General features: G+C 65.7%; 26 protein-coding genes and 1 pseudogene. 9 read left to right on the top strand and 18 right to left on the bottom strand.

Annotation, left to right across the window (positions count from 1 at the left end):
* Window position 1 precedes the first annotated feature (1 nt).
* The 3 genes from BMI86_RS00890 to BMI86_RS00880 are packed head-to-tail and all read right to left on the bottom strand — an operon-like array spanning window position 2 to window position 3,136.
* Entirely contained in the window at window positions 2-1,054 is a 1,053-nt protein-coding gene (locus tag BMI86_RS00890; RefSeq protein ID WP_078539359.1) for an ABC transporter substrate-binding protein, read from the bottom strand.
* Window positions 1,051-2,463, bottom strand: a complete 1,413-nt coding sequence (locus BMI86_RS00885; RefSeq protein WP_078540388.1) for a sensor histidine kinase — start codon at window positions 2,461-2,463, stop codon at window positions 1,051-1,053. Before BMI86_RS00885 ends, BMI86_RS00890 begins: the two co-directional genes overlap by 4 nt.
* Window positions 2,456-3,136 (bottom strand): response regulator transcription factor, encoded by a 681-nt coding sequence (locus tag BMI86_RS00880; protein WP_078539358.1) that lies wholly within the window; start codon window positions 3,134-3,136, stop codon window positions 2,456-2,458. Before BMI86_RS00880 ends, BMI86_RS00885 begins: the two co-directional genes overlap by 8 nt.
* A 114-nt stretch (window positions 3,137-3,250) precedes the next feature.
* Between BMI86_RS00880 and BMI86_RS00875 the strand changes: the two genes are divergently transcribed.
* The 3 genes from BMI86_RS00875 (at window position 3,251) to BMI86_RS00865 (ending at window position 6,263) form a co-directional block, all read left to right on the top strand.
* A complete protein-coding gene (locus BMI86_RS00875; protein ID WP_078539357.1) occupies window positions 3,251-4,216 on the top strand; it encodes a tripartite tricarboxylate transporter substrate-binding protein in 966 nt (321 codons plus the stop codon).
* A 67-nt stretch (window positions 4,217-4,283) separates the two neighbouring features.
* The gene (locus BMI86_RS00870; RefSeq protein WP_078539356.1) at window positions 4,284-4,715 is read left to right on the top strand and encodes a tripartite tricarboxylate transporter TctB family protein; all 432 of its coding nucleotides are present in this window, start codon (window positions 4,284-4,286) and stop codon (window positions 4,713-4,715) included.
* A gap of 9 nt (window positions 4,716-4,724) precedes the next feature.
* Window positions 4,725-6,263, top strand: coding sequence for a tripartite tricarboxylate transporter permease (locus BMI86_RS00865; protein ID WP_078519990.1), 1,539 nt, complete (start codon window positions 4,725-4,727; stop codon window positions 6,261-6,263).
* Window positions 6,264-6,370: 107 nt separating this feature from the next.
* On the opposite strand, the gene BMI86_RS00860 is transcribed toward BMI86_RS00865, so the two are convergent.
* From BMI86_RS00860 to BMI86_RS00850, 3 genes are read right to left on the bottom strand one after another with little or no spacing between them, the layout of a single operon-like run.
* Window positions 6,371-7,174, bottom strand: a complete 804-nt coding sequence (locus BMI86_RS00860) for a 3-hydroxybutyrate dehydrogenase (protein ID WP_078539355.1) — start codon at window positions 7,172-7,174, stop codon at window positions 6,371-6,373.
* Window positions 7,174-8,676, bottom strand: coding sequence for an AMP-binding protein (locus tag BMI86_RS00855; RefSeq protein WP_078539354.1), 1,503 nt, complete (start codon window positions 8,674-8,676; stop codon window positions 7,174-7,176). The genes BMI86_RS00860 and BMI86_RS00855 overlap by 1 nt, the downstream gene beginning before the upstream one ends.
* Window positions 8,673-9,839 (bottom strand): acetyl-CoA acetyltransferase, encoded by a 1,167-nt coding sequence (locus BMI86_RS00850; protein WP_078539353.1) that lies wholly within the window; start codon window positions 9,837-9,839, stop codon window positions 8,673-8,675. The genes BMI86_RS00855 and BMI86_RS00850 overlap by 4 nt, the downstream gene beginning before the upstream one ends.
* A 94-nt stretch (window positions 9,840-9,933) precedes the next feature.
* Here BMI86_RS00850 and BMI86_RS00845 point away from each other — a divergent pair, with 94 nt between their 5' ends.
* Window positions 9,934-10,500, top strand: coding sequence for a PAS and helix-turn-helix domain-containing protein (locus BMI86_RS00845; RefSeq protein WP_246831603.1), 567 nt, complete (start codon window positions 9,934-9,936; stop codon window positions 10,498-10,500).
* A 69-nt stretch (window positions 10,501-10,569) separates the two neighbouring features.
* On the opposite strand, the gene BMI86_RS00840 is transcribed toward BMI86_RS00845, so the two are convergent.
* Window positions 10,570-11,703, bottom strand: a complete 1,134-nt coding sequence (locus BMI86_RS00840; RefSeq protein ID WP_143594649.1) for a cache domain-containing protein — start codon at window positions 11,701-11,703, stop codon at window positions 10,570-10,572.
* A gap of 278 nt (window positions 11,704-11,981) precedes the next feature.
* Between BMI86_RS00840 and BMI86_RS00835 the strand changes: the two genes are divergently transcribed.
* Window positions 11,982-12,560 (top strand): hypothetical protein, encoded by a 579-nt coding sequence (locus tag BMI86_RS00835; RefSeq protein WP_078539351.1) that lies wholly within the window; start codon window positions 11,982-11,984, stop codon window positions 12,558-12,560.
* Between the two features lie 17 nt (window positions 12,561-12,577).
* Here the strand turns inward: BMI86_RS00835 and BMI86_RS00830 are convergent, their stop codons facing one another.
* Window positions 12,578-14,566 carry a cellulose synthase catalytic subunit gene (locus tag BMI86_RS00830; protein ID WP_078539350.1) on the bottom strand — a complete coding sequence of 663 codons (1,989 nt, stop codon included), beginning with the start codon at window positions 14,564-14,566 and terminating at the stop codon, window positions 12,578-12,580.
* Between the two features lie 12 nt (window positions 14,567-14,578).
* Window positions 14,579-15,718, bottom strand: a complete 1,140-nt coding sequence (locus tag BMI86_RS00825; protein ID WP_078539349.1) for an HlyD family efflux transporter periplasmic adaptor subunit — start codon at window positions 15,716-15,718, stop codon at window positions 14,579-14,581.
* 244 nt (window positions 15,719-15,962) lie between these two features.
* Here BMI86_RS00825 and yghX point away from each other — a divergent pair, with 244 nt between their 5' ends.
* Window positions 15,963-16,877 carry a YghX family hydrolase gene (yghX, locus tag BMI86_RS00820; protein WP_078539348.1) on the top strand — a complete coding sequence of 305 codons (915 nt, stop codon included), beginning with the start codon at window positions 15,963-15,965 and terminating at the stop codon, window positions 16,875-16,877.
* A gap of 113 nt (window positions 16,878-16,990) precedes the next feature.
* Window positions 16,991-18,667: a thiamine pyrophosphate-binding protein gene (locus BMI86_RS00815; RefSeq protein ID WP_078539347.1), complete on the top strand. Its 1,677-nt coding sequence runs from the start codon at window positions 16,991-16,993 to the stop codon at window positions 18,665-18,667.
* Window positions 18,668-18,679: 12 nt separating this feature from the next.
* Here the strand turns inward: BMI86_RS00815 and BMI86_RS00810 are convergent, their stop codons facing one another.
* The 8 genes from BMI86_RS00810 to BMI86_RS00775 form a co-directional block, all read right to left on the bottom strand.
* The gene (locus tag BMI86_RS00810; protein ID WP_078539346.1) at window positions 18,680-19,375 is read right to left on the bottom strand and encodes an SDR family NAD(P)-dependent oxidoreductase; all 696 of its coding nucleotides are present in this window, start codon (window positions 19,373-19,375) and stop codon (window positions 18,680-18,682) included.
* A 105-nt stretch (window positions 19,376-19,480) separates the two neighbouring features.
* Complete coding sequence (locus BMI86_RS00805) at window positions 19,481-20,479, bottom strand: hypothetical protein (RefSeq protein WP_078539345.1); 999 nt, start codon at window positions 20,477-20,479, stop codon at window positions 19,481-19,483.
* Window positions 20,476-21,174: an ATP-binding cassette domain-containing protein gene (locus tag BMI86_RS00800; protein WP_078539344.1), complete on the bottom strand. Its 699-nt coding sequence runs from the start codon at window positions 21,172-21,174 to the stop codon at window positions 20,476-20,478. The genes BMI86_RS00805 and BMI86_RS00800 overlap by 4 nt, the downstream gene beginning before the upstream one ends.
* A 10-nt stretch (window positions 21,175-21,184) precedes the next feature.
* Window positions 21,185-22,327, bottom strand: a complete 1,143-nt coding sequence (locus BMI86_RS00795) for an FtsX-like permease family protein (protein WP_078539343.1) — start codon at window positions 22,325-22,327, stop codon at window positions 21,185-21,187.
* Window positions 22,324-22,647: a hypothetical protein gene (locus BMI86_RS21370; RefSeq protein ID WP_078539342.1), complete on the bottom strand. Its 324-nt coding sequence runs from the start codon at window positions 22,645-22,647 to the stop codon at window positions 22,324-22,326. Before BMI86_RS21370 ends, BMI86_RS00795 begins: the two co-directional genes overlap by 4 nt.
* Window positions 22,647-23,174: a nitrous oxide reductase accessory protein NosL gene (locus BMI86_RS00785; protein WP_078540386.1), complete on the bottom strand. Its 528-nt coding sequence runs from the start codon at window positions 23,172-23,174 to the stop codon at window positions 22,647-22,649. Before BMI86_RS00785 ends, BMI86_RS21370 begins: the two co-directional genes overlap by 1 nt.
* Before the next feature lie 122 nt (window positions 23,175-23,296).
* Complete coding sequence (locus BMI86_RS00780; RefSeq protein ID WP_078539341.1) at window positions 23,297-23,914, bottom strand: nitrous oxide reductase accessory protein NosL; 618 nt, start codon at window positions 23,912-23,914, stop codon at window positions 23,297-23,299.
* Window positions 23,915-24,025: 111 nt separating this feature from the next.
* Window positions 24,026-24,541 carry a DUF2946 family protein gene (locus BMI86_RS00775; protein WP_078539340.1) on the bottom strand — a complete coding sequence of 172 codons (516 nt, stop codon included), beginning with the start codon at window positions 24,539-24,541 and terminating at the stop codon, window positions 24,026-24,028.
* A gap of 348 nt (window positions 24,542-24,889) precedes the next feature.
* Here BMI86_RS00775 and BMI86_RS00770 point away from each other — a divergent pair.
* Together BMI86_RS00770 and BMI86_RS00765 are read left to right on the top strand one after the other, a co-directional pair.
* Window positions 24,890-25,034: pseudogene (locus BMI86_RS00770) on the top strand (alkanesulfonate monooxygenase); the annotation flags it as partial.
* A gap of 87 nt (window positions 25,035-25,121) precedes the next feature.
* The gene (locus tag BMI86_RS00765) at window positions 25,122-26,012 is read left to right on the top strand and encodes an aldo/keto reductase (protein ID WP_078539339.1); all 891 of its coding nucleotides are present in this window, start codon (window positions 25,122-25,124) and stop codon (window positions 26,010-26,012) included.
* 73 nt (window positions 26,013-26,085) lie between these two features.
* Here BMI86_RS00765 and BMI86_RS00760 read toward each other — a convergent pair whose 3' ends face one another.
* The gene (locus tag BMI86_RS00760; protein ID WP_078539338.1) at window positions 26,086-26,322 is read right to left on the bottom strand and encodes a thioredoxin family protein; all 237 of its coding nucleotides are present in this window, start codon (window positions 26,320-26,322) and stop codon (window positions 26,086-26,088) included.
* Between the last annotated feature and the right edge of the window lie 6 nt (window positions 26,323-26,328).

Genomic DNA, 26,328 nt, shown 5'->3' with positions numbered 1-26,328 from the left:
GCTATTGCGCGAAGATGTCGCGCCAGCGTTCGAGGAAGCGCGCGGTTTTCATCGTGTCGGTCGCGACCAGTAGCGGCGGGCCAAGCGCGATGAGGCGTTGCAGCGCGAGCGTCTCGTCGCTGTCGCTGCCGCCACCGTCGCGGGTGATCGGGTCGATGAGCTTGGTCTCCGCCAGCGCCCGCTTGCCTGCGGGCGAGAGCAGGAAATCCAGCAGCTTCGTGGCGGGCGGATTGGGCTCGCGCCCCGGCAGATAGGCTGCGCGGGACAGAACCAGCGTGTAATCGGCGGGCGCGATGATCCCCAGATCGGGATTGTCGCGCGCGGCCTGCGCCGCGTAGGAGCCGAGGATATTATAGGCGATCAGGTAGCGCCCGCCCGCGACCCCGTCGATGATCTCGGCCGAGCAGCAGGTGGCGACCGCGCCGGAGCGCGCGAAAGCCTCGGTCAGCGCGCCGAAGGTGCTGGCCTCCTGACTGTCGAGAAAGGCGAATAGGAACCCGAGCCCCGAATCCGCGATGTCATAGGTCGCGACCTTGCCGGTGTAGGGCGATTGCGCGGGCCGCAGCAGGTCCACCAGATCGAAGCGCGTGCGCGGCACGTCCTCGGGCGGGACCAGCGCGCGGTTGTAGATCATCACCGCAGGCTCGCGCGAGATGCCCCAGACCTGATCGCGCCAGCGCAGGTCTTTGGGTAGCGCCGTAGTCTCGGGCGAGACCCATGTGGCCGCGCAATTGTCGTTCACCAGCTTCACGACATGCTGCACGCCCGAACTGATGACCAGATCAGCGCCGGGTTTGCCGGACGCGCAGTCGGCCTCGGAAATATCGTAGAGGTCGTTCGAGCCCCATTGCTCGAACCGGATCGCGAGGCCGGGCTGGGTGTCGAGAAACGCCTCGATCGCGGGGGCGAGGATGTTGACGTCGGTCGTGGTACGCAGGGTGATTTGCCGCGCGGGCTGCTCGGGGCCGAAGGTGCGGACGGCTTCGGGCTCGGCCGCCGCGACGGCGGAACTCAGGCCCAGCCAGAGCGTCAGGGTCAGGAGCGCGCGGATCATGTGGTTTCCTCCGCCTGAGGCAGGGTGATCGCGATGGTGAAGCCTGCCGCATCGCTCTCCATTTCCAGCGTGCCGCCATAGGTCTCCGCCACCGATTGCGCGATGGCGAGGCCCAGCCCGCTCGACGCGCCGCGCCGCCGCGTGTCCGAATGCCCCGGCGCGAAACGCTCGCCCAGACGCGCGCGCAGCTCAGGCGTGGGGCCGGGGCCTGCGTCGCGCACCCAGAGCCGGGCGCGCCCGTCGCGCATGTCCGCGCCGATGGTGACCGGGGCCTCGCCATGCGCCAGCGCATTGCCCAGCAGGTTCTTCGCCGCCTCCGACAGCGAGAGTTCGTCGGCCAGCACGGGCACCTCCGCTTCGGCGATCTCCAGCCGGATTTCGCTCCCCGGTGCGAGGGCCGCGTGATCGCCTTCCTCGAAGATATCCAAAGCGATATTGCGCAGATCGACCCGCTCGCGCCGCGCACTGTCGGCGCGGTGGATCACAAGCGCCCGCGACAGCATCTGATCCAGCAGACGGCTCAGCCGCACCGTGCCGGAATGCATCTTCGCGACGATCTGGTCGCGCCGGGCGGGATCGTCTTCCTCGGCGGCGAGATCGGATTGCGCGCGCAGGGCCGCAACGGGCGTGCGCAGCTGATGCGCGGTGTCCGAGATCAGGCTTTTCATCGTGGCGAACTGCCGGTCCAGCCGCCCCATGAACCCGTTTGTCGCCTGCACCATCACATCGACCTCGCGCGGCACGGCGGCGCGGATCGGGGTGAGGTCCTGCGGGTCGCGTTCCGAGATGCGATGGGCGAGCCGTTCCAGCGGGCGCAGCGCGCTATGCACGATGATGATCGCGAAGGCGAGCATGGCGATGCCGCCGACCGCCAGCCCGCCAAGCGCGTTGCGGGTGATGCTGAGCGCAAGCTGGGTGCGTGCCCGCAGGGTCTGGCCGACGATCACCTCCACCGTGCCGGAGAACTGGCGCTCCGCGAAACGGCGCGTGACCCGGATGAAGCGCGCGGGCTCTCCCTTGAAGCGCGCGTCGTAGAGCTCGGAATCCTGTGCGGTCGTGTCGGGGCGGGGCAGATCCTCGTAGCCCGTGAGCACCGCGCCTTTCGGGCCGCTGACCTGATAGGCGATGCGGTCATCGGGGGCGAGGGCCAGCAGCTCAAACGCCGAGACCGGCAGATCGACCACCGGCGCGCCGTCGCGGATCGAGATCGAGGCGGCGATGTCATTGGCCGCGCCCACCAGCAGCCGGTCGAAGGCATCCCGCGCCGCCGCGCGCCCATAGGCGAAGGCCGCCAGCGCGAGGATCAACCCGCCGACGATCATCAGCCCCGACAGCCCGGTGACAAGCCGCGCGGTCAGCGAGCGCGTGGCGGAAAGGCCGGTTTCGCGGGGGAGAGCGCCGTCAGACATCGCCATCCCGTGCCGCCAGACGATAGCCGCGTCCGCGCAGGGTCTCGATCTCGACGCCGCTGCCGGTCAGCTTCTTGCGCAGCCGCGCGATATAAAGCTCGATCGCATTGTCGCCCGGCACCGCGTCGTCGAAGGCGTAGAGCCCCTCGTGCAGCCGATCCTTCGACATCACTTGCCCCGCATTGCGCATCAGAATTCCCAGCAGCGCGAATTCGCGGCCCGTCAGCTTCAGCGCCTGATCCCCGACCGTGGCGCTGCCTGCTGTCGCGTTATAGCGCAGATGGCCAAGCTCCAGATCGGCGGAGCGATCGGTTGCCTGCCGTCGCCCAATCGCATGAAGTCTTGCTTCCAACTCACGGTGATCAAAAGGTTTTACGAGGTAGTCGTCCGCGCCGAGCTCGAAGGCGGAGATCTTGTCATCCACCGAGAATTGCGCGGTCAGCATCAGCACAGGCATCGTGGCGGCCTGCGCGCGCATCTCGCGCAGAAGGTCCGTGCCGCTGCCATCGGGCAGGTTGATGTCGAGGATTACCGCGTCATAGGCCTGCACCGCCAGAAAGTCGCGCGCTTCCTCGACGGTGGCGGTGAGATCGCAGGCCATGCCTGAGCGCGCAAGCCGACGTTGCGTGGCCTCGGCCAGCTCCTCGGCATCCTCCACTAGCAAGAGCCGCATTCTTCCTCCCTCATGCGCCTCTGAACCTGTGACAGGTTCGTGACAGGTTCAAGCGGTAAAACCCGGCACATAGCCCGCTGCGGGAGGCAACGGGCGGACAGTGGAGGATATACCATGGCTTTTAAACTCATGCGCGCGGCGATTGCCGTCGCGGCACTCACCGTTGCGACCGGCGCTTCGGCGCAGGAATGCATCGCGCCCGCGAACCCCGGCGGCGGCTGGGACTTCACCTGCCGTCAGGTCGGCAAAACCATGCAGGATCTGGGCCTCATCGACTCGACCATGCAGGTCGTGAACCTCGCCGGTGGCGGCGGTGGCGTGGCCTTCGCCGAAGTGGTCAACAAGCGCAATGACGACGACAACCTGATCGTCGCGGCCTCCTCGGCCACCGCGACCCGTCTGGCGCAAGGCGCCTATCCGGGCAACTCGATGGATCAGGTCCGCTGGGTCGGCTCGATCGGCGCGGATTACGGCGTGATCGCCGTGGCAGCCGACAGCGACATCCAAACGCTTCCGGAACTGCTCGACAAGATCAAGGCCGATCCGAATTCGGTCTCCGTCGCAGGCGGCTCGGCTGTGGGCGGCTGGGATCACCTCAAGGTGCTGATCGCGGCTGACGCTTACGGCATCGATGATGTGCGCAAGGTCAAATACATCGCCTTCGACGGCGGCGGCGAAGCGGTCACCCAGCTTCTGGCGGGTTCGGTTCAGGCCTTTACCGGCGATCTGTCGGAAGCCAAGGGCTTCGTCGACTCCGGCGATATCCGCGTGATCGCGGTGCTGGCGCCCGAGCGTCTGGACGGCGAATTCTCGGAATTCCCGACCGCGAAAGAGCAGGGCGTGGACGCGATCGGCGCGAACTGGCGCGGCTTCTACGCGCCGGGCGGCATGTCCGACGAGGCTTACCAGGCTTGGGTCGACAAGGTCGGCCAGCTCTACGCCTCCGACGAGTGGAAGCAGGTGATGGCGGCCAACGGTCTGGCCCCGCTCGACCTGCAGGGCGCTGAATTCGAGAGCTTCGTGCAGAACTCGGTCCAGCAGATTCAGGACATCTCGCGCCAGATCGGCATCATCAAGTAAGCGAGACACCCCATGCGCGCGGCGGGCTTTCGAGCGCCGCCGCGCCTTCATACCAAGGGAGGGGATCATGAGTGATCGCATCTTCGGCGCCGTCGGCCTGTGCCTTGCGCTGTTCTACGGCTGGGCGACGCTGCAAATCCAAGAAAGTTTCCTGTCGGATGCGGTGGGGCCGAAAACCTTCCCGCTGGTGATCGCGGTGATCCTCGGGCTGGCTTCGCTCGTGATCTTGCTGCGCCCCGATCCCGACCCGGTCTGGCCGAGCCTCGCCCGGCTTGCCGAAATCCTCGCCGCCGTGGTGGTGATGATCCTCTATGCCGAGTTTTTGCCCGTCGTGGGCTTCCTGATCGCGACCGCTTTTGCCAGCGCCTACCTGACCTGGCGGCTGGGCACGCGGCCGCTGCAATCCGTCGTCGTCGGCGTCGCCACCTCGATCGGTATCTACGTAATTTTCAAGCTGGTTCTGGGCCTGTCGCTCGCCAGCGGCCCCTTCGGCTTCTGAGGTGAGATGATGGACACCTTAATGTCACTCGCAGACGGTTTTCATACCGCTCTGACCTTCGAGAACCTCGCGCTCGCGCTCTTGGGCACGTTCCTCGGCACCATGATGGGCGCGCTGCCCGGGCTCGGGCCGTCCAACGGCGTCGCGATCCTGATCCCGCTTGCCTTCACGCTGGGGCTGGGCGCCACGCCCTCGCTGATCCTGCTCACCTCGGTCTACTACGGGGCGATGTATGGCGGGCGGATCAGTTCGATCCTGCTCAATATTCCGGGCGACGAACCCGCAATGATGACCTGTCTCGACGGCTATCCGATGGCCAAGAAGGGTCTTGCGGGAGAGGCGCTGTCGCTCTCGGGCATCGCGAGCTTCGTGGGCGCTTTCATCGCCACCTGGGGCCTGATCTTGCTGGCGCCGCAGCTGGTGAAATTCGCGCTGCTGTTCGGACCGGCGGAATATTTCGCGCTCTTCGCGCTCGCCTTCGCCACGCTGGGCGGGGTCTCCTCGACCAATCAGGCGAAATCGGCTTTCGCCGCGATGCTGGGCCTTGGCCTGTCGGTGATCGGCGTGGATACCCAGACCGGCGTGCCGCGTCTGACCTTCGGCGAGGTCCACCTCTATGACGGGCTCGATTTCCTCGTCGCCATCGTCGGTCTCTTCGCGCTGTCGGAAGTGTTCATCTTCCTCGAGCACCGCCACGGCTCGGCCACCGGCGCGGGCCACAAGGTCTCGGTCGGGCGCATCACGCCGCCGTGGAAGATGGTGAAAGAGACGACGCCGACCATGCTGCGCTCGTCGCTGCTGGGCTTCGTCGCGGGCGTGCTGCCGGGGGCAGGGGCGTCGCTGGGCTCCTTCATCTCCTACTCGATGGAGAAGAAGCTGGTCGATCGCAAGAACACCTTCGGCACGGGCGATCCGCGCGGTGTTGCAGCCCCCGAAGCGGGCAACAACGCGGCCGCAGGCGGTGCGCTTGTGCCGATGCTGGCGCTTGGCGTGCCGGGCTCGGGCACCACGGCGGTGCTGCTGGCGGTGCTTTTGTCGCTCAACATCACGCCCGGGCCGCTGCTGTTCCAGAATAACCCCGATGTCGTCTGGGGCCTGATCGCGGCGCTGTTTATCGCCAACTTCATGCTGCTCGCGATGAACATCCCGATGGTGGGCATCTTCACCCGCGTGCTGATGATCCCGCCGCGCATCCTGATGCCGATTGTCGCGATGGTGTCCTTCGTGGGGATCTACGGCATCTCCGGCTCCAGCTTCGATCTGCTGGTGATGATCGGGTTCGGCGTGATGGGCTGGCTGCTGCGCAAGCTCGACGTGCCGCTGGTGCCGATCATCCTCGGCACGCTTCTGGGCAACACGATGGAGAACAACCTGCGCCGGGCCGTCACGATCTCGAACGGCGATTACTGGACGCTGGTCGGCAGCCCGCTGGCGATCGGTCTGTGGACCGTGGCGATCGTGGGCTTCATCCTGCCGCTGTTCCTGAGCCGCTTCGTGAAAGCGCGGATGCATGAGCGCCGCGATGACGAGGGTGCGATCTCGGACTGAGACCGCACCCCCTAGCGCAGGCATCACACCTCCCCCGAGGTGCCTGCGCCGGTTCGAAGGAAGGGGCGGCGGTGGTCAACCCGCCGCCCCTTTCTCTCCTCCGAGCCTTATTGCGTGGTCCAACCCCCATCGACCGGGATCGAGGTGCCGGTCACGTTGTGCGCGATCGGCGCACAAAGCCACAGCGCGAGCGCCCCGATCTCGGAGGGGTCGGACATGCGCCGGGTGGGCTGCTTCTCCGCCAGAAGATCCGCGATCCCCGCTGCCCGGTCGCCGCCATGTGCAGCCGCGCGCTCCGCGATCTGGGGCCCGAGGATGTCGGTCTCGGTCCAGCCAGGGCAGATGCAGTTCACCGTCACGCCACCCGCCTCGCGCGTGCCCGCCTGCGCATATTCCAGCGCCGCCACCCGGCTCATGCCGACGAGGCCGAATTTCGAGGCGACATAGGGCGCCTTATTGGCTGAGGCGACGAGCCCATGCACCGAGGCGATATTCACGACACGACCATAACCGCGCTCGGCCATGCCCGGCATAGCGCGCCGCATCGTGTGGAACGCGCCCGAAAGGTTCACCGCGAGAATGGCGTTCCAGATTTCGGGCGTGGCCTCGGCAAGGCTCACCGTGCGCTGGATCCCTGCGTTGTTCACGAGGATATCCGCGCCGCCCCAATCCGCGACCGCATCCATCATCGCGTCGATCTGCGCCGGATCGGCCATATCGGCGACGAAGAACTTCACCTCCGGCGCGCCCGCCGCCTCCAGCACCGCTGTCGCTTTGGCGATCTGCGCCTCGTCGGCGAGACCGTGCAGCGCGATGCGCGCGCCCGCCTCGGCCAGCGATTTCGCGATAGCCAGCCCGATGCCCTGCACCGAACCCGTTACCAGAGCCGTCTTTCCATCCAGTCGCGACATTAGTCCTCCTCCGTCACCATTTTGCGCAGCTCGGTCTTGAGGACCTTGCCGTAATTGTTCTTGGGAAGCTGCGTCACCACGCGATACGCCTTGGGGCGCTTGAACCGCGCGATCTGCTCGCAGCAATGCTGATCGAGGGCGGCGGGGTCGATCTCGGCCCCCGGCGCGGGCGTGACGAAGGCCACGACGCTCTCGCCCCATTCCGGGTCGGGCTTGCCGACCACCGCGACCTCGTGGACGGAAGGGTGCAGGAGCAGCGCCTCCTCGACCTCGCGGGGGTAGATATTCGTGCCGCCCGAGATGATCACGTCCTTCGAGCGGTCCTGCAGCGTGACGAAGCCGTCCGCATCCATCGTGCCCAGATCGCCGGTCCAGAGCCAGCCGTCGCGCAGCGCCTTCGCGCTCGCCTCGGGGTTCTGCCAGTAGCCCGCCATCACCGCCGCGCCGCTCACGAGAATCTCGCCGGTTTCGCCAGCGGGCAGGGCGCGGCCTTCGGGATCGGCGATGCGCACGGAGACCGGGCTATGCGCCAGCCCGACCGAAGCAAGCCGCGCGCGCCAGCGCGGATGGGCCCGGTCCGCCACCAATTCGCGCGAGAGGGCGGTGATCGTCATCGGGCTCTCGCCCTGACCGTAAATCTGCACGAAACGCGGCCCCATCACCTCGACCGCCTCGATGATATCCGCGACATACATCGGCCCGCCGCCATAGACGATCGTCTTGATGCCCTCGCCGGTCTGGCCCGTGGCGCGGGCGCGGTCCACCAGACGGCGGATCATCGTGGGGGCGGCGAACATCGAGACATGTTGCAGCTTCGGCGCGAGATCGAGGATTTCGTCGGCCTCGAACCCGCCCGAACGCGGCACCACATGGCGCGCGCCGCGCATCACATGGACGAAGTTGTAAAGCCCCGCGCCATGCGACATCGGTGCGGCGTAGAGGATCGCGTCCTGCGGTTCGACGCTGTCGACATCCGAGAAATAGCCCAGACACATCGCCTGCACATTGGCCGAGGTGATGCACACGCCCTTGGGCCGCCCGGTCGTGCCGGAGGTGTAGAACAGCCAGACCGTCTCGCTTTCCGCGATCTCGACCGGGGCGGGCATCGGGTCATGGCGCAGAAGATCGGCATAGGCCGGGCCTTTCAGGTCCACCGTTTCGACGCCCAGATCGTTTTCCGGGCCGCCGGTGAAGGCCAGCTTCGCCTCGGAAGCTTCAACGATCCATGCGGCCTCGCGCGGGTGCAGCTTGCCGTTGATCGGCACCGCCACCGCGCCTGCGAACCAGATGCCATAGATCGCCTCGAGATATTCGGGGCAGTTCTTGGCGAACAGCGCCACGCGGTCGCCCGGCGCGATCCCTTTCGCCACCAGCGCGGCCCCGATGCGGGCGGCACGGTCGGCGAATTCCGCATAGGTGGCGCGCAGCTCCTCGCCCTGCAGCAGCGCGGGGGCGTCGGGGGTGCGGACCGCACTGCGGATCAGCCACTCCGCCGGGTTCATGCCGCGCGCTCCGCTTCGAGGATCGAGCAGTAATTCGCGACGCCCGAGCCGCCCATGTTGAAGACGCAGCCCAGCTCCGCGCCGGGCAGTTGCATCTCGCCCGCCTGACCGGTGAGCTGCATCGCAGCCAGCACATGCATCGACACGCCGGTCGCGCCTACGGGATGGCCCTTCGCCTTCAGCCCGCCCGAGAGGTTCACCGGCAGCTTACCGTCGCGCAGTACCAACCCGTCGTCGATGGCCCGCGCGCCGGAGCCTTGCGGCACAAGCCCCATCGCCTCGTAGACGAGCAATTCCGCGATGGTGAAACAGTCGTGGACCTCCGCAAAGGAAAGATCATCGACACTGACGCCTGCCGAAGCATAGGCGCGGCGGAACGCCTCTGCCGGGCCCTCGAAGGCCAGCAGATCGCGGCGCGACATCGGCAGGTAGTCATTGACCTGCTCGGCGGCGCGAAAAGCGATGGAATTGGCGAAATCGCCCGCGCGGTCGTCGGCGACCATGACCAGCGCCGCAGCTCCATCGGAGATCAGCGAGCAATCGGTCATCCGCAGGGGCGGGGCGATCATCGGGTTCTTGTCGCTGACCGTGTTGCAGAACTCGAACCCCACATCCTTGCGCATCTGCGCCAGCGGATTGGCGAGCGCATTGTGGTGGTTCTTCGCCGCGATCCGGGCCAGCGCGGCCGAACGGTCGCCATGCGCCTGATAATAGGCCTGCGCAAACCGTGCGAAAATCTGCGGGAAGGAAACGCCCGCTTCCTCCATCTGGTAAGACGCCCCGGCCAATGCCTCGGTCACGCCTGCGGTGTCCTTCGCGGTCATCTTCTCGGCCCCGATCACCAGCGCGGCCTTCACCCGGCCCGAACGGATCGCATCGCGCGCAGCATAGATCGCAGCCGAGCCCGACGCGCAGGCGTTTTCGACACGCGTCGCGGGGGTAAAACGCAGCCTGTCGTCGATCCCCAGCGCCAGCGAGCTTGCGAACCCGTCCGGCACCAGCCCGGAGTTGAAATGCCCCAGCCAGATGCCGTCGATCTCCGCCGGGTCGATCCCTGCGTGCTCCAGCGCGCCGCCGCCCGCTTCGAGAACCAGATCCTCGAGCGTGCGCCCCTCCAGCTTGCCGAATTTCGTATGGCCCCAGCCGACGATCTTCGCGTCCATGCGGGTCTCCTCCCAATGATCCTCCGTTGCGGGGGAGACTAGCGCAGGGGCGGCGCGACCTCTATTCGTAGAACTACGCTATCGGGAGACGAGGATGGAGCAGGACCTGCTGGACAGCGATGAGATGGCGGTGCTGGCGTTCGAGCATGCGCCGGTCGGGCTGGCGGTCACCCGCGACCGGGTGATCGAGCGATGCAACGCGCGGTTTTGCGAGAGTTTCGGCTATCGCGAAGACGAGTTGCCGCAGCGCTCGCTCGCGGTGCTCTACCCGTCGCAGGAGGAGTTTCTGCGCATCGGGGAGATCGGGTTGCGGCGGATGCGCGAGACCGGGCGCTACGCGGATGAGCGGATCATGCAGCGCCGCGACGGGTCTTTGTTCTGGTGCCGGGTGCGGGGTCAGTCGCTGACGCCCGACGACCCGTTTGCGCGCGCGGTGTGGAGCTTTGCCGATCTGTCGGAATTGCGGCCCGTCGTCGATCTGACCGCGCGCGAGCGGCAGGTGGCAGCGCTTCTGGCCGAGGGGCAGACCAACAAGGAGATCGCGCGGGTGCTGGAGCTGTCACCGCGCACGGCAGAGGCGCATCGCGCGCGGCTGCAGGCGAAACTCGGCGCGCGCAACACCGCCGAACTGGTGGCGCGGCTGACGGGGCTGCCGCTCTAGACGCGTCGCCCCAATGAAAAAGGGGCGCCGATGCGCCCCTTTCTGTCTCGTTTCCAAATCTGGCCCAGATCACGAATGCGGTTCAGGTGACGCCTCAGGTGTCGACCGAGGCGGCCGTTCGCTACGCTGCGGGGTGAGCTTGCTCTGGATAATCGCGAGCGCGCTCGACAGCGAGGCGGCTTCCTGAGAGCTCGTCGCTTCTTCGGGGAAGACGTATTTGCCGTTCGCGATGCTCTTGGCATCCTCTGCCAGCCGCTCGACCGGGCGCAGCAGCAGCTTGAGGAACACCAGCGTCACGCCGAGCAGGCACAGCGCCGCGGCTGCGACCGTCGCCAGCGTCACCTGCGTCAAAACCGGCAGATCGTTCGAGATGTTGTCGCGGCGCAGAACCGCGAAGACGCGCCAGCCGAAGTTGGGCAGTTTGTTCCAGACGAAATCCGGCGCAAAGGCATAGGTTCCGCCGTCCTTGCCGTCGACAAGGTGGAAGACGCCGGAAGACTTGCTGCGCAGGCTCGCGCTCGAGGTCAGGCTTTTGGGCAGGGGCGTGCTCTCGTGACGGGTGTCGATGACGGTATCGCCGTTAATGTCCTGCACGACCACGTCGATGCCAAGTTCCTTGCTCGCCTCGAACAGGAAGCTGCGCACCCATGCGATCCGCACGCGGTAGACCAGCACGCCGATCTTCTGGCCGTTCGCGCCCTTCACTGGGGTCGAGAGGTTCAGGAAATACTCCATCTTGCCGGTCTGCGCATTCGTAGCCGTCTCGGTGATCGAGTCGACCGACGGCACGCGGATACCATCGCGGAACCACCGCTTGGAGCTGACATTCTTGCCGACCTCATAGCCGTTCGAGCCGGAGATGATCGTGCCATCGGGCGCGGCGAAGCCTGCCCAGGCGACCTGGCCCCCGGTGCGGGCGACGGCGTCCATGAACTTGTTGATGTCGTCTTGCGACGCGGTGCCGATGCTTCGCGCAACGGCATGCATACTGTCCCATTCGCGCATCAGCGCCGTGTTGAAGCTGAGCGCGATCGCATCCGAGCCTCTCAGGACCAGTTTGTGTTCAATGGCTGTCTGAAATTCATGGGCCTGATCCGACACGACCTTGGCGACGAAGACGGCCGTCGCTGCCACGACGAGCACCATCGCCAGAGCGGTGCGTCGGAAAATGCCCCCGAGATTGTGTTGTCGCCGAATGCTCATCTTCGCTTCAATCCTACGTTAATTGTAGAAGGGGTCCGATTTAAATCATGGTTACTGAGTAAATACGGCGAGAAAGTGGTGCGGGCCCATTTCAAGGTTAATTTTTTCGCGGACCGGAAGGATGGCTTGCAAAGCGCAAAGCGATGCCAAACACTCGAAGGAACAAGCTCCCGGGGTACGGGACTGCGAAGGCTCGATCGACGGGTCTTTCCGCAAAAACCAAATTGCAGATCGAGGGGCCGCAAAGGTCTCGGGCACAGGCTTACAGGACACGTAATATGCAAAAGATTCAAGGAGTAAGCGTCGCGATCGCGACCTGTCTGGCACTGTCACTGGGGGCGGGCTCGCAAGCCCGCGCGGATGGCACGTTTGTGCAGTTCGACGCGGCGCAGAATACCTCCGACACGGTCTTTTCGATGTCGCGCGGGAAAGTGAGCTTCAGCGCGAATTTCTCTGATTACGATGGCGGATGGTCGACCGGCGCGGCCGTGACGCGGGACTTCGCGCTCGAGGGAATCGGCACGCTGAAGCTCGGCCCCAGCATCGGGCGCACGCTGGACGATGATAACTGGCGACTCGGCGCGCGCGTGGGGCTGGAGCGGTATACGCCGACCAGCTTCGGGCATGTCTTCACGCTGGCGCAATACAACACGATCGATCAGGACTGGTTTGCGCTGTTTCAGGCCGGGAACCGCTCCGGGCTGGGGCTGGAACTGTCGGCGGGTGAAAGCGACACCTATTCCGAGCGCACCATCGCGGTGACCCAGAAAATCGACGGCGGCCCGGTCTCGATCCGGGCGGGTTGGCGTGCGTTGGCCAAGGAAGCCTTCGTCGGCATCTCCATCAATACCTATTAATCGCGCGCCCCGCGGGCTCACTCGTCCGAGGAGAATTTCGGCAAGAAACGGCGGTAGATGTCGTGCAGAAGCGCGCTTGCGCGGACATGGCTGACGCCCGGCTCGTCCCCTTCGGCATAGAAGCGCACGAACAGTTCTTCGCGCTGTTCCTCGGTCGGCAGAAGCTGGAGGCGCGCGCCGTCGCGGGTCTTCGCGATGACGTAGCATTCGATCGGGTCGGTGATCTGGTCGATCGTCAGCATCCCCCGGGTCTGTTCCGGCAGGGTCAGGCCACGCAGGCGCACCGTGTCCATCGTGAAAGAGGTCATCCAGACCCAGTATTCCGTGCCGTCGGAGACGAAGGAAATCCGCTCGGGCTTGTCGGCCACATGGATTTCGCGCCGGGGCAGCTCCACGCAGGCACGGCAGGTCGCGGCCAGCAGGAACAGGTTATAGATCGTCCAGAACAGGATCACCCATTTGCCGTCGCCCGCGTCGTAATAGGCGAAGCGATCCCAGACGATCCCGATCAGAAGGCCGCCCAGCGTCAGGAAAAACAGGATCAGGAACGGCATCATGATCCGCCACTGCACGACGACTTTCGACCGATCCCCGCCTTTCGCCGTCACCGAAAACGGGTGGCCATGGGGCCGCAGCAAGCCGGTGAAGGCGGCGCGGGCGATCGGAATCGCGCCGATCAACTGGCTCACGTCGTTCAGCAGCGGCACGACCATGCCGCGGCTGAGCATGTTCAGTATCATCAGGCTCCACAGGTAATAGACCCCGAAATAGCTCAGCACATCCGCGAGGCCCGCATTCACCACCGTGATGTTGAAATACCAGTAGAGCAGCGGGTAGCAGATCGCGGCGATCCGGAAGGGAAAGGTCGTGGTCCAGTAAAAGATCGAGTCGATGACGCTCCAGCGGTCGCGCAGCCGCAGATTGCTTTTCGAGAACGGGCCGAGCGAGGACCGCGCGATCTGCATCAGGCCGAGGCACCAGCGGGCGCGCTGGGTGATGTATTCCTTGAGGCCTTCGGGGGCGAGGCCTTCGGTCAGCGGCTCGGCCAGATAGACGGTGCGCCAGCCTGCGTTCTGCAACGCCAGCGTCAGCATAAAATCTTCGGTCACGCTCTCGGTGTTGAAGCCGCCGATCTCACGCAGCGCGCTCCAGCGGCAGACCGAGGAGGTGCCGCAGCAAAAAGCGATCCCCCAGCCGTCGCGCGCGGGCTGCATCTGGTCGAAGAAGAAGCGCTGCTCGTCCGGGTAGGAGCTGTCGAGCCGGAAATTGTGCTGGATCGGGTCGGAGTTGAAGAAATGTTGCGGCGTCTGCACGAGGCCCACTTCGGGGTCGTGGAACAGCGCCAGCGTGCGCGAGATGAAGCCGCGATGGGGCACGAAATCCGCATCGAGGATCGCCACGAAATCGGGCTGCACCTCTTCCTCGGCCAGCCGGTCCAGCGCGTGGTTGATATTGCCCGCCTTCTGTCCCTCATTGTCGGCCCGGCGCATGTAGCGCACGCCCTTGGCCTCGCAGAAATCGCGCAGCCAGTCGCGGCGGCTGTCGTCGCAGACCATGATCATCTTGTTGCGATGGCGCAGGAATTTCGCGCCCACGATAGTGCGTTCGAGAACGTCGCGATCCTCGTTATAGGTGGCGATCAGGATCGCGACGAGCGGCTCTTTCTCCGTCGGGAGATTGGCGTATTGATCCGCTTCCTCGCTGCGCAGCTTGATCCGCGACAGAACCAGAAAGGCGCTGAGCGAGCCGATCAGGGTGAAGACTTCGAGCGCGTAGAGAGACCAGCTCGCCACAACATCCAGCGTCAGGCCCGGCGGGGCGAGGGTCTCGGTTCCGCGCCACCAGATATAGCGCAGCGCGAGCACCGCGCTGATCCCCAGCAAGACCGCCCGGTGCCAATTGCGCCGCGGTTTGACGAAGCTCGGCAGAATGGCTGTGATGCCCACCACGAGGATGAGCTGCATCGCCGCCGAGCCAAGCTCTCCCAGTTGCGGATAGAAGAACATGCCGCCCCGCCCTCAGCGCAGGAAGTCGAGGGGGCGGTGCTCGAAGAACACCCGCCCGGTGCGCCCCACGGGACAGTCGAGGTCGGGATCGGATTTCAGGTCCGGAACGAGAAGCGTCACATCGTAGCGCTCGAGATGTTTCTGGCTCGGCGCGATGGCGAGATGCTGGTAGACGCGCGCCGCGCCGCTGCCGGCGAGCCGTGCGATCGTCGCGTCGTAGATCTTGTCGCGCGAGGCCAGCTTGAAGGTCGCGGAATCGCCCACCTTGAGGTTGTTGTAGACGCCTTCGCTCACCGAGGCGGTCACCAGCGAGACGTCGCAATCGACGAGCGACATGATCGGATCGCCGCGCTGCACCGTCACGCCATCCGCCTGCAGGGTTTCCCAGTAGATCCCGTTCGCGGGCGATGTCACCTGGCTCGAGGACAGGGTGTTGACCCGCGTCTGTTCCTTTGCCCGGCGCGCGTCGAGCGTCTTGACGCGGGCTTGGGCCTCGGTGAGGTCCGCGTCGAGCGAGGCGATCTCTTCGTCGAGAAGCGCGCCGCGCTGTTCGGAGCTCGGGGCGTCGTTATAGCCGTCGCCCAGATAGACGCCGGACTTGGCGGCGTCGAGCGCGTTTTCGAGCAGCGCCACGTCCTCGCGCGACTGGGTCACGGGCCCATTCTCCGCCGGGGCGGCAGGGGCGGTCTGCGCCACTTTCGTGGCACTCGTCTCCGAGCTTTGCGCATTGGGCTGCAGCCGGTCGAGCCGCGCGCGGGCGAATTTCAGCTTCGTCTCGATTTCGGCGATGCGATGCGTGCGATAGAGCTTGCTGCGCGCGCTATAGGCGTCGCGTTGCGTGCGTTTGGCGGCGAGGTCGCTTTTGATCCGCGCGACATTCGCCTCGGCATTCGCCAGCTCCATTCGCAAATCTTCGAGCCGCGTCGTGTCCGAGAGGATATCATCGACGGTGGCCAGCCGCTCACCCTTGTCGACATGGGCGCCAAGCGGTCGCTTCGGCATCGAGAGTTTGCCGGCGGTGCTACTGCGAACCGTGACCACGGGCGCATTGACGACGGCATCGGCGCTCACGCCCGACATCTGCTCTCCGACGATCACCCAAAGCGCGCCCGCGACTAAAACGATACCGATGACAGGGCGAAAAGTTTTCAATTCGGGGCTCCTCGAGATGACACGTTTCCGGGCGGCGGGGCCTAGATTTTAAACAACCTATAAACGTAACGTAATTGCAAGATGCAACCCAAGGTCTATTGAGAATATTTGGTTTGTGATGCGCCGCGGCACGCTAGATCAGCCGCGGCGTGAGGAGGGCGCCTCGCATGAAATGCGCGTCGATAATGCGAAGGAAAATCACTCGTTCGTGATATGCTTCCCGGTCTCAGGAGGAGGATTCACCATGACCGATCCAGCCAATGCGCGTCGCTTGACGGCGGCCGATTTCGACCAGGAACTTCTCGATCTTTACGATTACTATGTCCATGGCAAGATCTCGAAACGGGAATTTCTCGATCGGGCGGGGAAATGGGCGGTGGGCGGCGTGACCGCTCTGGCGATCCTCAGGGCACTCGCGCCCGATTATGCGCTGGCCCAGCAGGTGGCCGAGGGCGATCCCGACATTCTGGGCGAGGATATCACCTATGACAGCCCAAACGGCACCGGCGAGATTACCGCCTATCTCGTGCGCCCGACGCAGATCGACCCGGACAATCCGCCCGCGGCGATCCTCGTCGTGCATGAGAACCGCGGCCTGAACCCCTATATCCGCGACGTCGTGCGCAGGCTGGCCAAGGCGGGCTTCGTGGCGATGGGGCCGGATGGGCTGTCCTCGCTCGGCGGCTATCCGGGCAATGACGACGAGGGGCGCACGATGCAGCGCAGCCTCGATCAAGGCGCGCTGCTCAACGATTTCTTCGCCGGGTTCGAGTATCTCCAGACGCTCGACGGCACCAATGGCAAGGTCGGTGCGACCGGGTTCTGCTATGGCGGGGGCGTGGTGAACAAGCTCGCCGTCGCCTATCCCGAGATGGGCGCGGGCGTGCCGTTCTACGGGGCTGCGCCTGACAGCGCGCAGGTCGCGATGATCGAGGCGCCGCTGATGATCCAGCTCGCAGCGCTCGATCAGCGGATCAATGCGATGTGGCCGGAGTATCAAAAGGCGCTCGAGGAGAACGACAAGCGCTACGAGGCCTATATCTATCCGGGCGTGAACCACGGGTTTCACAACGACACGACGCCGCGCTACGACGAGGCCGCCGCCAAGCTGGCCGAGGAACGCATGATCGCGTGGTTCCGGACCTATCTCGCCGGATAAGCTGAGGCGCGCGCTTGCGACCTGCCGGGGGTGCGCTCCGATTTGGCGCGTGCTACGCCTCTCGCAAGATCCGCGTCATCGCGCGGAGCCGCAAACGGGAGAGAGGCGCGCGCATGAGAAACGGTGGTCAGGTTCTGGTCGAAAGCCTCGTGGGGCTTGGTGCGCGCAAGGCGTTCGGAGTGCCGGGCGAGAGCTATCTCGCGGTGCTCGACGCGCTGCATGACACGCAAGGCACGCTGGATTTCGTGCTGTGCCGTCAGGAAGGCGGGGCGAGCTTCATGGCCGCCGCTTACGGCAAGCTGACCGGGGAGCCGGGCATCTGCATGGTCACGCGCGGTCCCGGGGCCACCAATGCCGCGATCGGGGTGCATACCGCGATGCAGGATTCCGCGCCGATGATCCTCTTCGTAGGGCAGGTCGGCACCGATATGAAGGGCCGCGAGGCGTTTCAGGAGCTCGATTACAAGGCGGTCTTCGGCACCATGGCGAAATGGGCCGTCGAGATCGACCGGGTCGAGCGCATCCCCGAAATCCTCTCGCGCGCCTGGACGATGGCTGTGAGCGGGCGGCCCGGCCCGGTCGTGGTCGCTCTGCCCGAGGATATGCTGACGTCGATGACCGAGGTCGCGCCGCTTGGCGCGCCCGTCCGGATCACCGAGCCTCAGCCCGATCCGGCGGCGATGGGCGAGCTGCGTGAGATGCTGGCCGGGGCCAAGCGTCCGCTGATCCTCTATGGCGGGTGCAACTGGCGCGGGGACGGCACTGCGCACATTAAGTCCTTCGCGGAAGCCTCTGATATCCCGGTTCTTTCGGTGTTTCGCTATCAGGACCAGTTCGACAATAACTCGCCCGTCTTCTGCGGCGATGCGGGCGTCGGGATGGCGCCGCATGTGAAGCGTTTTATGCGCGAGGCCGACGTGATCCTCGCGATTAACGCGCGCTTTGGCGAGAACACGACCGATGGCTACACGCTTCTGGACGTGCCGCAGCCCGCGCAGCGGCTGATCCATGTCCACGGCTCGGATTTGGAGATCGGCAAGATCTACCGTCCCGAACTGGGTATCCATGCTGGGCCGAACGCCTTTGCCGCAGCCCTTGGCGCGCTGGAGCCGGTCAAGGGTGACTGGGCCGACTGGCGGGCCGAGGGCCGCGCGGCCTATGAGGCGGGCTTCGATCTGCCGGAACTGCCCTCGCCGGTCGATATGGGCAAGGTCTGCGCCTATCTGCGCGAGGAACTCCCCGAGGACATGATCCTGACCAACGGGGCGGGCAATTTCGCGGTCTGGCCGGGGCGGTTCTTCCGCTTCGGACCGAAAGCCACGCTGCTTGCACCGCAATCGGGCGCGATGGGTTATGGGGTGCCCGCCGCGATTGCCGCCAAGGTGGCGCAGCCCGAGAAGACGGTGGTCTGTTTCGCGGGCGATGGCGATTTCCAGATGACCTCGCAGGAACTGGCCACCGCCGCGCAGGCGGGTGCGCAACCGATCATCCTGATCCTCAATAACGGGATTTACGGCACGATCCGCGCCCATCAGGAGCGCAATTATCCGACCCGCGTCTCCGGCACTTCGATGTCGGTGAACCCCGATTTCGCGGCGCTGGCGAAGGCCTATGGCTTCCACGGCGAGCGGGTCGAGCGGACGGAGGATTTCGCCGCCGCTTTCGAACGCGCGCGGGCGTCCGAGACCGGCGCGGTGCTGGACCTTGTGATCTCTCCCGAGGCGCTGACCCCGCGCCAGTCGCTCTCGGCAATGCGGGCTGCGGCGCTGGAGGCGGGCAAGGGGCGCTGAGCGCCCGCCGGCTCAGAACGTCTCCACCCACGGGCGCAGCGTGATCTCGTTCGTCCAGGCGCTGCGATCCTGCTCGATCAGCTGGCGATAGGTCTTCGCGATCGCCTCGGGGCGCAGCATCGAGCCGGGTCTGTCGGGCGCCTCGCTGCGGCCCGGATTGAGGATCATACCGTCGATGTTCACCCATGCGACATGGATGCCTTGCGGGTGCAATTCGCGCGCCATGCTCTCGGCCAGCCCGCGCTGCGCGAATTTGCCCATCGCGAAGGGGGCCGAGCGCGCGAACCCTTTCACCCCGGCAGAGGCCCCGGTGAACAGGATCGTGCCGCGTGTGCCTTCGGTGGGCTCGGCTTCGAGCATCCGTCGCGCGGCGTGCTTGCCGGTGAGAAACGCCCCGATTGCGGTGATCTCGACGGCGGCGCGAACCTCGGCGGCATCGAGTTCCGCTACCGGGCCGCGCACCCTTCCCGAGGGGTTGTATACGACGACGCGCGGCGGCGCGGGCAGGGCGTCGAACAGATCGGCAATCGCGGCCTCGTCGGTCGCATCCAGTTGCACCATGCGCGCACCGGTCTCATCGGCCAGCGCCTGCATCTTCTCGGCGCTGCGGGCGGCCAGCGTCAGGTCATAATCGGGCGCAAGCTCCCGCGCCACTGCGGCGGAAAGCCCGTCGCCCACTCCGATAATCACCGCCTGTGCCTTGCTCATGGTCTGTCCTCCTCCAGTTCGCGTTCCCGCGCGCGGCGCGGATGCCTTACGACATAGCCCGGCGCGACACTGGCCCAAATCGGGGCTGCCCGTGTCGCGGACAGCTTAGCCGAAGAGGATCAGATGCGAGCGCCAGATCACGATCAGGCAGACGATCCCGAAGCTTGCGAACCCGGCCATCGACCAGATCAGCAGACGCCGCATCAAACCCGGCAGCGGCCCCGCCAGCGAGGCGCGCTTTTGAAACGGGCTGAGCGCGCCCGCCCCAAGCCCGGCTGCGGTGGCCAGAAACAGCGGCACATAAAGCGCGTAGCCGACATACCCGTATTCGGGCTTGAGGATGCAGAACGGGCAATGATGGTTGGGGTTTTCATAGATATAGAGCGAGATCGTGGCGACGATCGCGGTCAGCCCCATCCCGAACATCAACGCCGAGGCCAGCGCGTAAAGCCCGTAGCCGCGCTTGCGGATCAGCGCCGCGACCCCTGCCATCAAGGCGATCAGTGCGGTGAGGCCAAGCAGCCAGAGCGCCTGCGCCTCGCCGACGCCCGCCATCTGGTTCGCGAGATTGGGATTGTTCGGCGTGAACAGCTTCGAGCAGCACGAGGTGATCACATCGGTCTGCATGTCGAGGAAATAGCTCAACTCCACCGCGCCATCGGCAAGGATCAGCGGCGTGATCGCGAGGAGGAGTGCGTATTTCACGCGGGTCAGCGGGTAGTCCCGGCCCAGCCTGTCGGCCCGGTCGAGGATCAGCCAGATCACGGCGGCGAAGAACACCCCGATCTTGAGATAGAGCGCGGGGAAGCCGTAATCGTTCACGTTGAGCGTGCCGACGGCGCACATCGCGCCGACGAATAGCGACGACATCCGGTCGGCATTGAAGACGAACAGCAAAAGCGCTGCGAGCTCGGCCAGCATGACGGCGGCGAAGAGGGTCGAGACCAGCTCGGTCATCCGCTCCATGCGCAGCTGGCGCGCGCCCATATCCGTCAGATCCCAGCGGCGCAGCACGGTCACGGCGAAGCCGCCCGCCCAGAGCGCCGTCAGCGCGGCCAGACCGGCCACCAGCAAGAGCGCCATGATCGGCGTTTGAAAGATCATGGCTGCGGCTCCTGCTGGGTAGGGGCCTCCTCGATCCGCCCGTCGCGCATCGCCACCACCCGGTCGACGCAATCCGCGCCCCAGACGCGGGGGTCGTGGCTCGACATGATGACGGTGCGTCCGCGCGCTTTCTCCTCGGCGACGATCTGCAGGAAAGTCTCGGAAAGCGCGCTGTCGAGATTGGCCGTAGGTTCGTCCGCGATCAGGATCGGCGGATCGTTGATCAGCGCCCGCGCGATGGCGGCGCGCTGCGCCTCGCCGCCCGAGAGCAGCTCGATCCGGGTCTGGGCGCGCGGCCCCAGATCCAGCGCCTCGATCCGGTCCATCGCCCGTTCGCGCAACTCCCCGAAGGGCTGACCCAGCGGTGCGGCTGGCAGCATCACGTTTTCCAGCACGGTCAGGCCGCGCACGAGGTTGAACCGCTGGAAGATGAAGCCGAACCGCTCGCGCCGCAGTTCGGTCTGGAAGTGCTCGGGTAGGCCCGAGACGATCTCGCCGTCGAGGCTGACGCGGCCCGTGGAGGGGCGCGCCATACAGGCCACGACCGACAGGAGCGAGGATTTCCCCGAGCCCGACGGTCCCTTGAGCACGGTGACGGCCCGGCCCTCGATGCTCAGGTCGATCCCGTCCAGCGCGGTCACGGCATTGGGGCGGCCCGCATTATAGGTCTTGGTCACGGATTGCAGAGTGATCATGGGGGCCTCCTCAGCGCATCACGGCATCGGGATCGGCCGAGGCCGTGCGCCAGATCGGCACCACGGTCGCGGCGATATAGGGCAGGGTGGTCAGCAGCGCGAGCGTCAGTAGTTGCAGTCCATCCACATGCGGGCTCAGCGGGAAATCGGGATAGATCACCGCCCAGCCCTGCAGGATCGGTGCGAAGAGCGGGGCGCCGAAGAAGAACACATGGGCGAAGCCCGCGACGGTACCGATCAGGAAAGCCGCGAGCGAGATCAGCCCGCCTTCCCACATCTTCATCGCGATCACGTCGCGCGTGTTCCAGCCGACCGCCTTGAGGATGCCGATCTCGCGCGCTTCCTCGGCCGAGAGCCCGCTGGCTTTTTCGGCGGCGAAGATGACGAAGGCGAGGATGCCCGCGAAGGCCAGCGCCGTCAGCAACCCCTCGCGCCAGTCGAACAGTTTCTGATAGGTGCGCGCGATATCGGCGCGGGTGACGAAGCGCATCTGCGGCAGCGCGTTCGAGCCTTTCTGGACGATCGTAGCGACCTCGTTGGGGTTGCGCACGCGGGCCACGACATCGGTATAGCGGCCTTCGGGAATGTCGAAGAAGTCGCGGAAATCGGCCTCGTTCATCAGCATCAGATCCGAGGTCATCAGTGCGGAGTCGCGGCTGAAGGTCTTGGCGACGTCGAATTTCTTCAGATCGCCCTCGTAGCGCGACAGGAAAACCGGCGCGCCCGCCCATTCGAGGCCGCGCGCGCGGGGGATGCCCTCGCCAATCGCAATCTGACCGGGGTCGGGCATCATCTCGGGGTCGTCGGGCACCATGACGGTGTAATTCGCGCCATTGATGCGGTCGTAATAATAGCCCCAGAGCCGGGGATGGGCCTCGGTCACACCGCGGATCGCGGCGATCTCGTCGGCCACCGATCCGTCGATCAGGTCCTGACGGCCCAGCGTGATCTTCTGCACGGTGATCTCGGGCGCGCCTTCGAGCACGGTCGTGGTCTCGAACCGCAGGCTGGCGGTGAAGAACATCGCCGAGGCGAGCACGAAGACCACCACGGAATAGACCGCAATCAAGGCGATATTCTTGCCCTTGCGGCGGGCGAGAGCGGCGAGGGTGAAATCGGCCAGCGCGCGCTGGCGGCGCAGGAATGGGGTCATTTCGCGGCCTCGGGTTGGAAGAGGAGCCAGCCCTTGCCGGGCGTGGCGGGGGGCGGCACGAAGGTGCCGGAGGGGAAGTGGTCGAAGCTGCCCGGGTGGTCCTGAAACGGCGTGTTCAGATCGGCGAGGCTCGGGTTGCGGGTGTAGCGCGCCTCGGTAAACAGCGCCGGATCGGTCAGCCCCAGCCGCGCGACCAGTGTGCGCTCTTCGAGCAGACGCCCATCGCGATGAGGGCGCGCGAAGACGGGGTAATAAAGCTCCACCGCCAGCAGCAGCGTCAGGACGCCGAACCCCGCGAAAACATAGCTCGAACGGCGCATCAGAACGGGCCGCCCTGATCGAGCGCGTCGAGCAGCTCCGGCGTGACCTCGTCATGGCGCAACAGCTTCTGGCCCTTGTGGTCGCGCATGAAATCCTGCGCATCGACCGCGTTCATCAGCGGCACCAGCTCATGGCCCATCGGGCCCAGAACGTCCGAGCCCACGACATAAAGCGCCTCGCGCGCGTCGATCAGCTTGAGCCCGTAATACTCGGTCACGCCCATGCCGGTGATCTGGTCGGCTTTGCGGCCAAGGGCGTATTTCTCCATGTCGAACATGTATTTGAAGTAGTCCTTGGCGCCGTCGAAGTGATCGGCATAGCCATCCGCGTAGAGCACCGTGGTGACCCATTCGGGGTATTTGTAGACGAACATGCCGCAGACCGGGCAGGTGTCGCCGGGGCCGGGCGGGGGCAGGTCGAGCGTGGGCGCATCGGCGCGCGCGGGGCTCAGCCCCGGACCGAGCGAGAGGGCAGCGGCGAGGCCCGCCGCGCGTTTGAGCATCTGGCGGCGCGTAGGGCGCGACATGGCGCGCGACGGGGGGCGTGCGGGCGTGCCCCCGTGATGGCAGGGATGGTTGCACATCGTCTTGCAACTCCTTGAATATACGTCGGAAAGGACGGGGCCGCGCGGGCCCCGCCTTGAGGCGATCACTGACCGGCGCGGGCGCGGCGCTCGGCACGGCGTTTGCGAATGTTGATCGTGTCGCGCGCCATATCGGCATAGGCCATGACCAGCGCCTCGTCGAAGCTCGCCAGCTTGCCGCCGTCCTTGGCCGCCGCATCCGCCTTGGCCGGATCGGCATAGGCGTATTTCGACGTGCCAGTCATCGTGCCGGGCTTTTTCGTGTCGATCACGTAGGTCATGTCATCGACCACCGCGAGCGGCTTGACCTTGGCGGTGGCCCCCGCATCGCCCGCGTAGATCGTCTTCGGACCCGCATCCATGTTCAGCGCGAGGCTGATCGCTGCGCAATGCAGCGAGCAGGTGCCGTCGACCGTGTCGTTGTCATAGACGATCAGGTGGCGCGTCTGGCTGAACATCTGCCGCATCATGCCGCAATAGGGGCAGCGTGGGTATTTCTCGAACTCGTTCTCGAGCGGCGCGGTGTCGGTCTTGAGAAAGCGGGTCAGCCCGTTCTGGTCGGTCCAGTCCATCGGCGACATCGGCATGCCGTCCATCGGTTTCGCCATATCCTCGGCAGCGGCGCCGGAGGCCACCAGCGCGAGGCCGGTCGAAGAGGTCAGAAGAAAGTCGCGTCGTTTCATTGGGATCATCCTGTCATATCGCAACGCACCGCCATCGAGAGACGGGCGCAGTCGCGAGCCATGTGTCTGGTTTGGAAAAAGGCACGTCCGGATAGACGTGCAGGGACGCACTCAGACGACAGGAGGGGCGCGGGCGTGCCGGAAACGGGGCGTTGTCTGCACCGGGAGAGAGAGCCGCTCGAGGGACGCGTGGAGCGGGGCGATCTCGCGGTCGAGACGGGCCGGGGTGACGATGGTGTCGGGGGCTTCAAACGCGCAGACCGAGGCCGAGCCGCAGACTGCGCATTGGCTATGGACCTGACCGGTGGGCGCGGTCTGGCCGGGCAGGGGCGCGGCCCCATCCGGCGCGGCGACCGTTTCGCCCTGCGGGGTCATGTAGACGATGCCCTCGCCTGTACAGATCTGCAGCAGCCCCATCTGCGCGCCGGGCGCGGCCCGGCCGGTGGCGGCGATGGCGGCAGCGCCCAGATGATCGGTCAGAAGGACGACCTGCAACAGGATCGCGACGAGCGCGGTCAGTAGCGCCGATTGCGCGCGGCGCAATCCAGCGAAGCGCGGCGCGTGCAGACGCGGGCCGCGGTCGATCTTGCCGTCAAAGGCTCTGGAGGCGCGTTGGGATCGGGTCATTGTTCAAGCTCGTATCACACGAGGGTGAGCCGAGAATTGATCCGCGTCAAACGCTTGAGGGGTGACTCAGCGTCGCAGTCCCTCGCGCCCAGAGCGCAGGCGGCCAGGCCATGGCCCGGCCTGACCCTGTCCTTTCAGGCCGCGCCTCGCCAAGCTTGCGCGGGGAAGTGCACGACCTCGCCGGTCTCGATCGAGCGCTGCACTGCGCCTTTCGGGTCCCGCTGCGATATCTCAACACAACAACTCGGAAACCTGATGATAGGTCGGCAGGCCGATGCGCTATCAAGCAGGTTGCTTACCTAAGTTAAGTCGAAGAGAAATCGCGAGGGAGAGACGCATGACTGCAGTGCGGATGAGAACGGCTATGTCGCGCCGAACCTTTGGACCGGGGTGGGGCGCGCGGGCTGTCCGCGCGGCACTGGTGGGGGCAGCCGATCAGGTGCTCTCGAAGCTCGAGGAATTCCGCGAGATGGGCATTCGCGCCTTCATCTTGTAGGGCTATCCGCATATCGACACGGTCTCGCTGCCCGAAATCTATGGGACCGCCCGCAACACCGTTCGCAGAAGGGAAACGCCGCTATTGGAAAAGATCGACCTTACCTCGGATGTCGCGCTCAGCCGGATCGTCTATGGCATGTGGCGGCTGGCCGATGATGCCGACACCTCGCCCGCCCATGTGCGCGCCAAGATCGACGCCTGTCTGGAGCAGGGGATCACCACCTTCGACCATGCCGACATCTATGGCGGCTATACGGCGGAGGGGGTCTTCGGCGCGGCGATGCGCGAGGACCCGTCGCTGCGTGATCAGATGGAGATCGTCACGAAATGCGACATCATCGTCGCGGCGGGCCGTCATTCGCATCGCAAGGTGAAGCATTACGACACTTCACGCGCGCATATCGAAGCGTCGGTCGAGGCCTCGCTGCGGGAGCTGGCCACCGACCGGATCGACCTGCTGCTGATCCACCGCCCTGATCCGCTGATGGATCATCACGAGACCGGAGCGGTGCTTGACGATCTCGTGGCGTCCGGCAAGGTGCGTGCGGTCGGCGTGTCGAACTTCCGTCCCTGGGACTGGGAGCTGCTGCAATCGGGGATGAAGACGCCGCTGGTGACGAACCAGATCGAGATCAGCCTTGGCTGTCTGCAGCCCTTCACCAACGGCGATCTGGCCTTCCACCAGCGTCAGGCGCAGCCCGTGATGGCGTGGTCGCCGCTGGGCGGCGGCGCGCTGATGACGGGCGAGGGGCCGGTGCAGGCGGTTTTCGACGAGATCGCGCAGGCGCAGGGCGTGGATCGCGCAGCCGTCGCGACCGCTTTCCTGCTTGCCCATCCGGCGCGGATCATCCCGGTGATGGGGACGAACAATCTCGAGCGGATCGCGAAGCTTTCCGATGCGCTCAAGGTTCAGTTCGACAGGGAGACGTGGTTTCGCCTCTACGAGGCTGGGCTCGGTCAGCCGATCCCATGATGGACGCAACGCTTTAATTCACCCCGCGCCACCCGGCGCGGGGTCTTCTTTTTCGGGACGGATAAAGGGGCGTTCAGGCCGACAGCCAGCCCTCGAGCTTACCGCTATCCGGCAGGCCGCCCGAATGGACCAGCTTCCCGTCGACGGAGACCCCGGGGGTCGACATCACGCCCGCCATGGCGATGGCGCGGGGATCGGTCACCTTCTCGACCGACACTTCGATGCCGAGCTTGGCGGCCGCTTCCTTGACCATCTCCTCGGTCTTCTCGCAGCGCTTGCAGCCGGGGCCGTAAACCTTGACGTCCTTCATCTCTTT

It is taken from the genome of Thioclava sp. DLFJ5-1, from assembly GCF_002020115.1.
GTDB classification, from domain to species: Bacteria; Pseudomonadota; Alphaproteobacteria; order Rhodobacterales; family Rhodobacteraceae; genus Thioclava; species Thioclava sediminum.
Note: the sequence above shows the minus strand (reverse complement) of the source record. Positions and strands in the feature narration are given on the sequence as shown.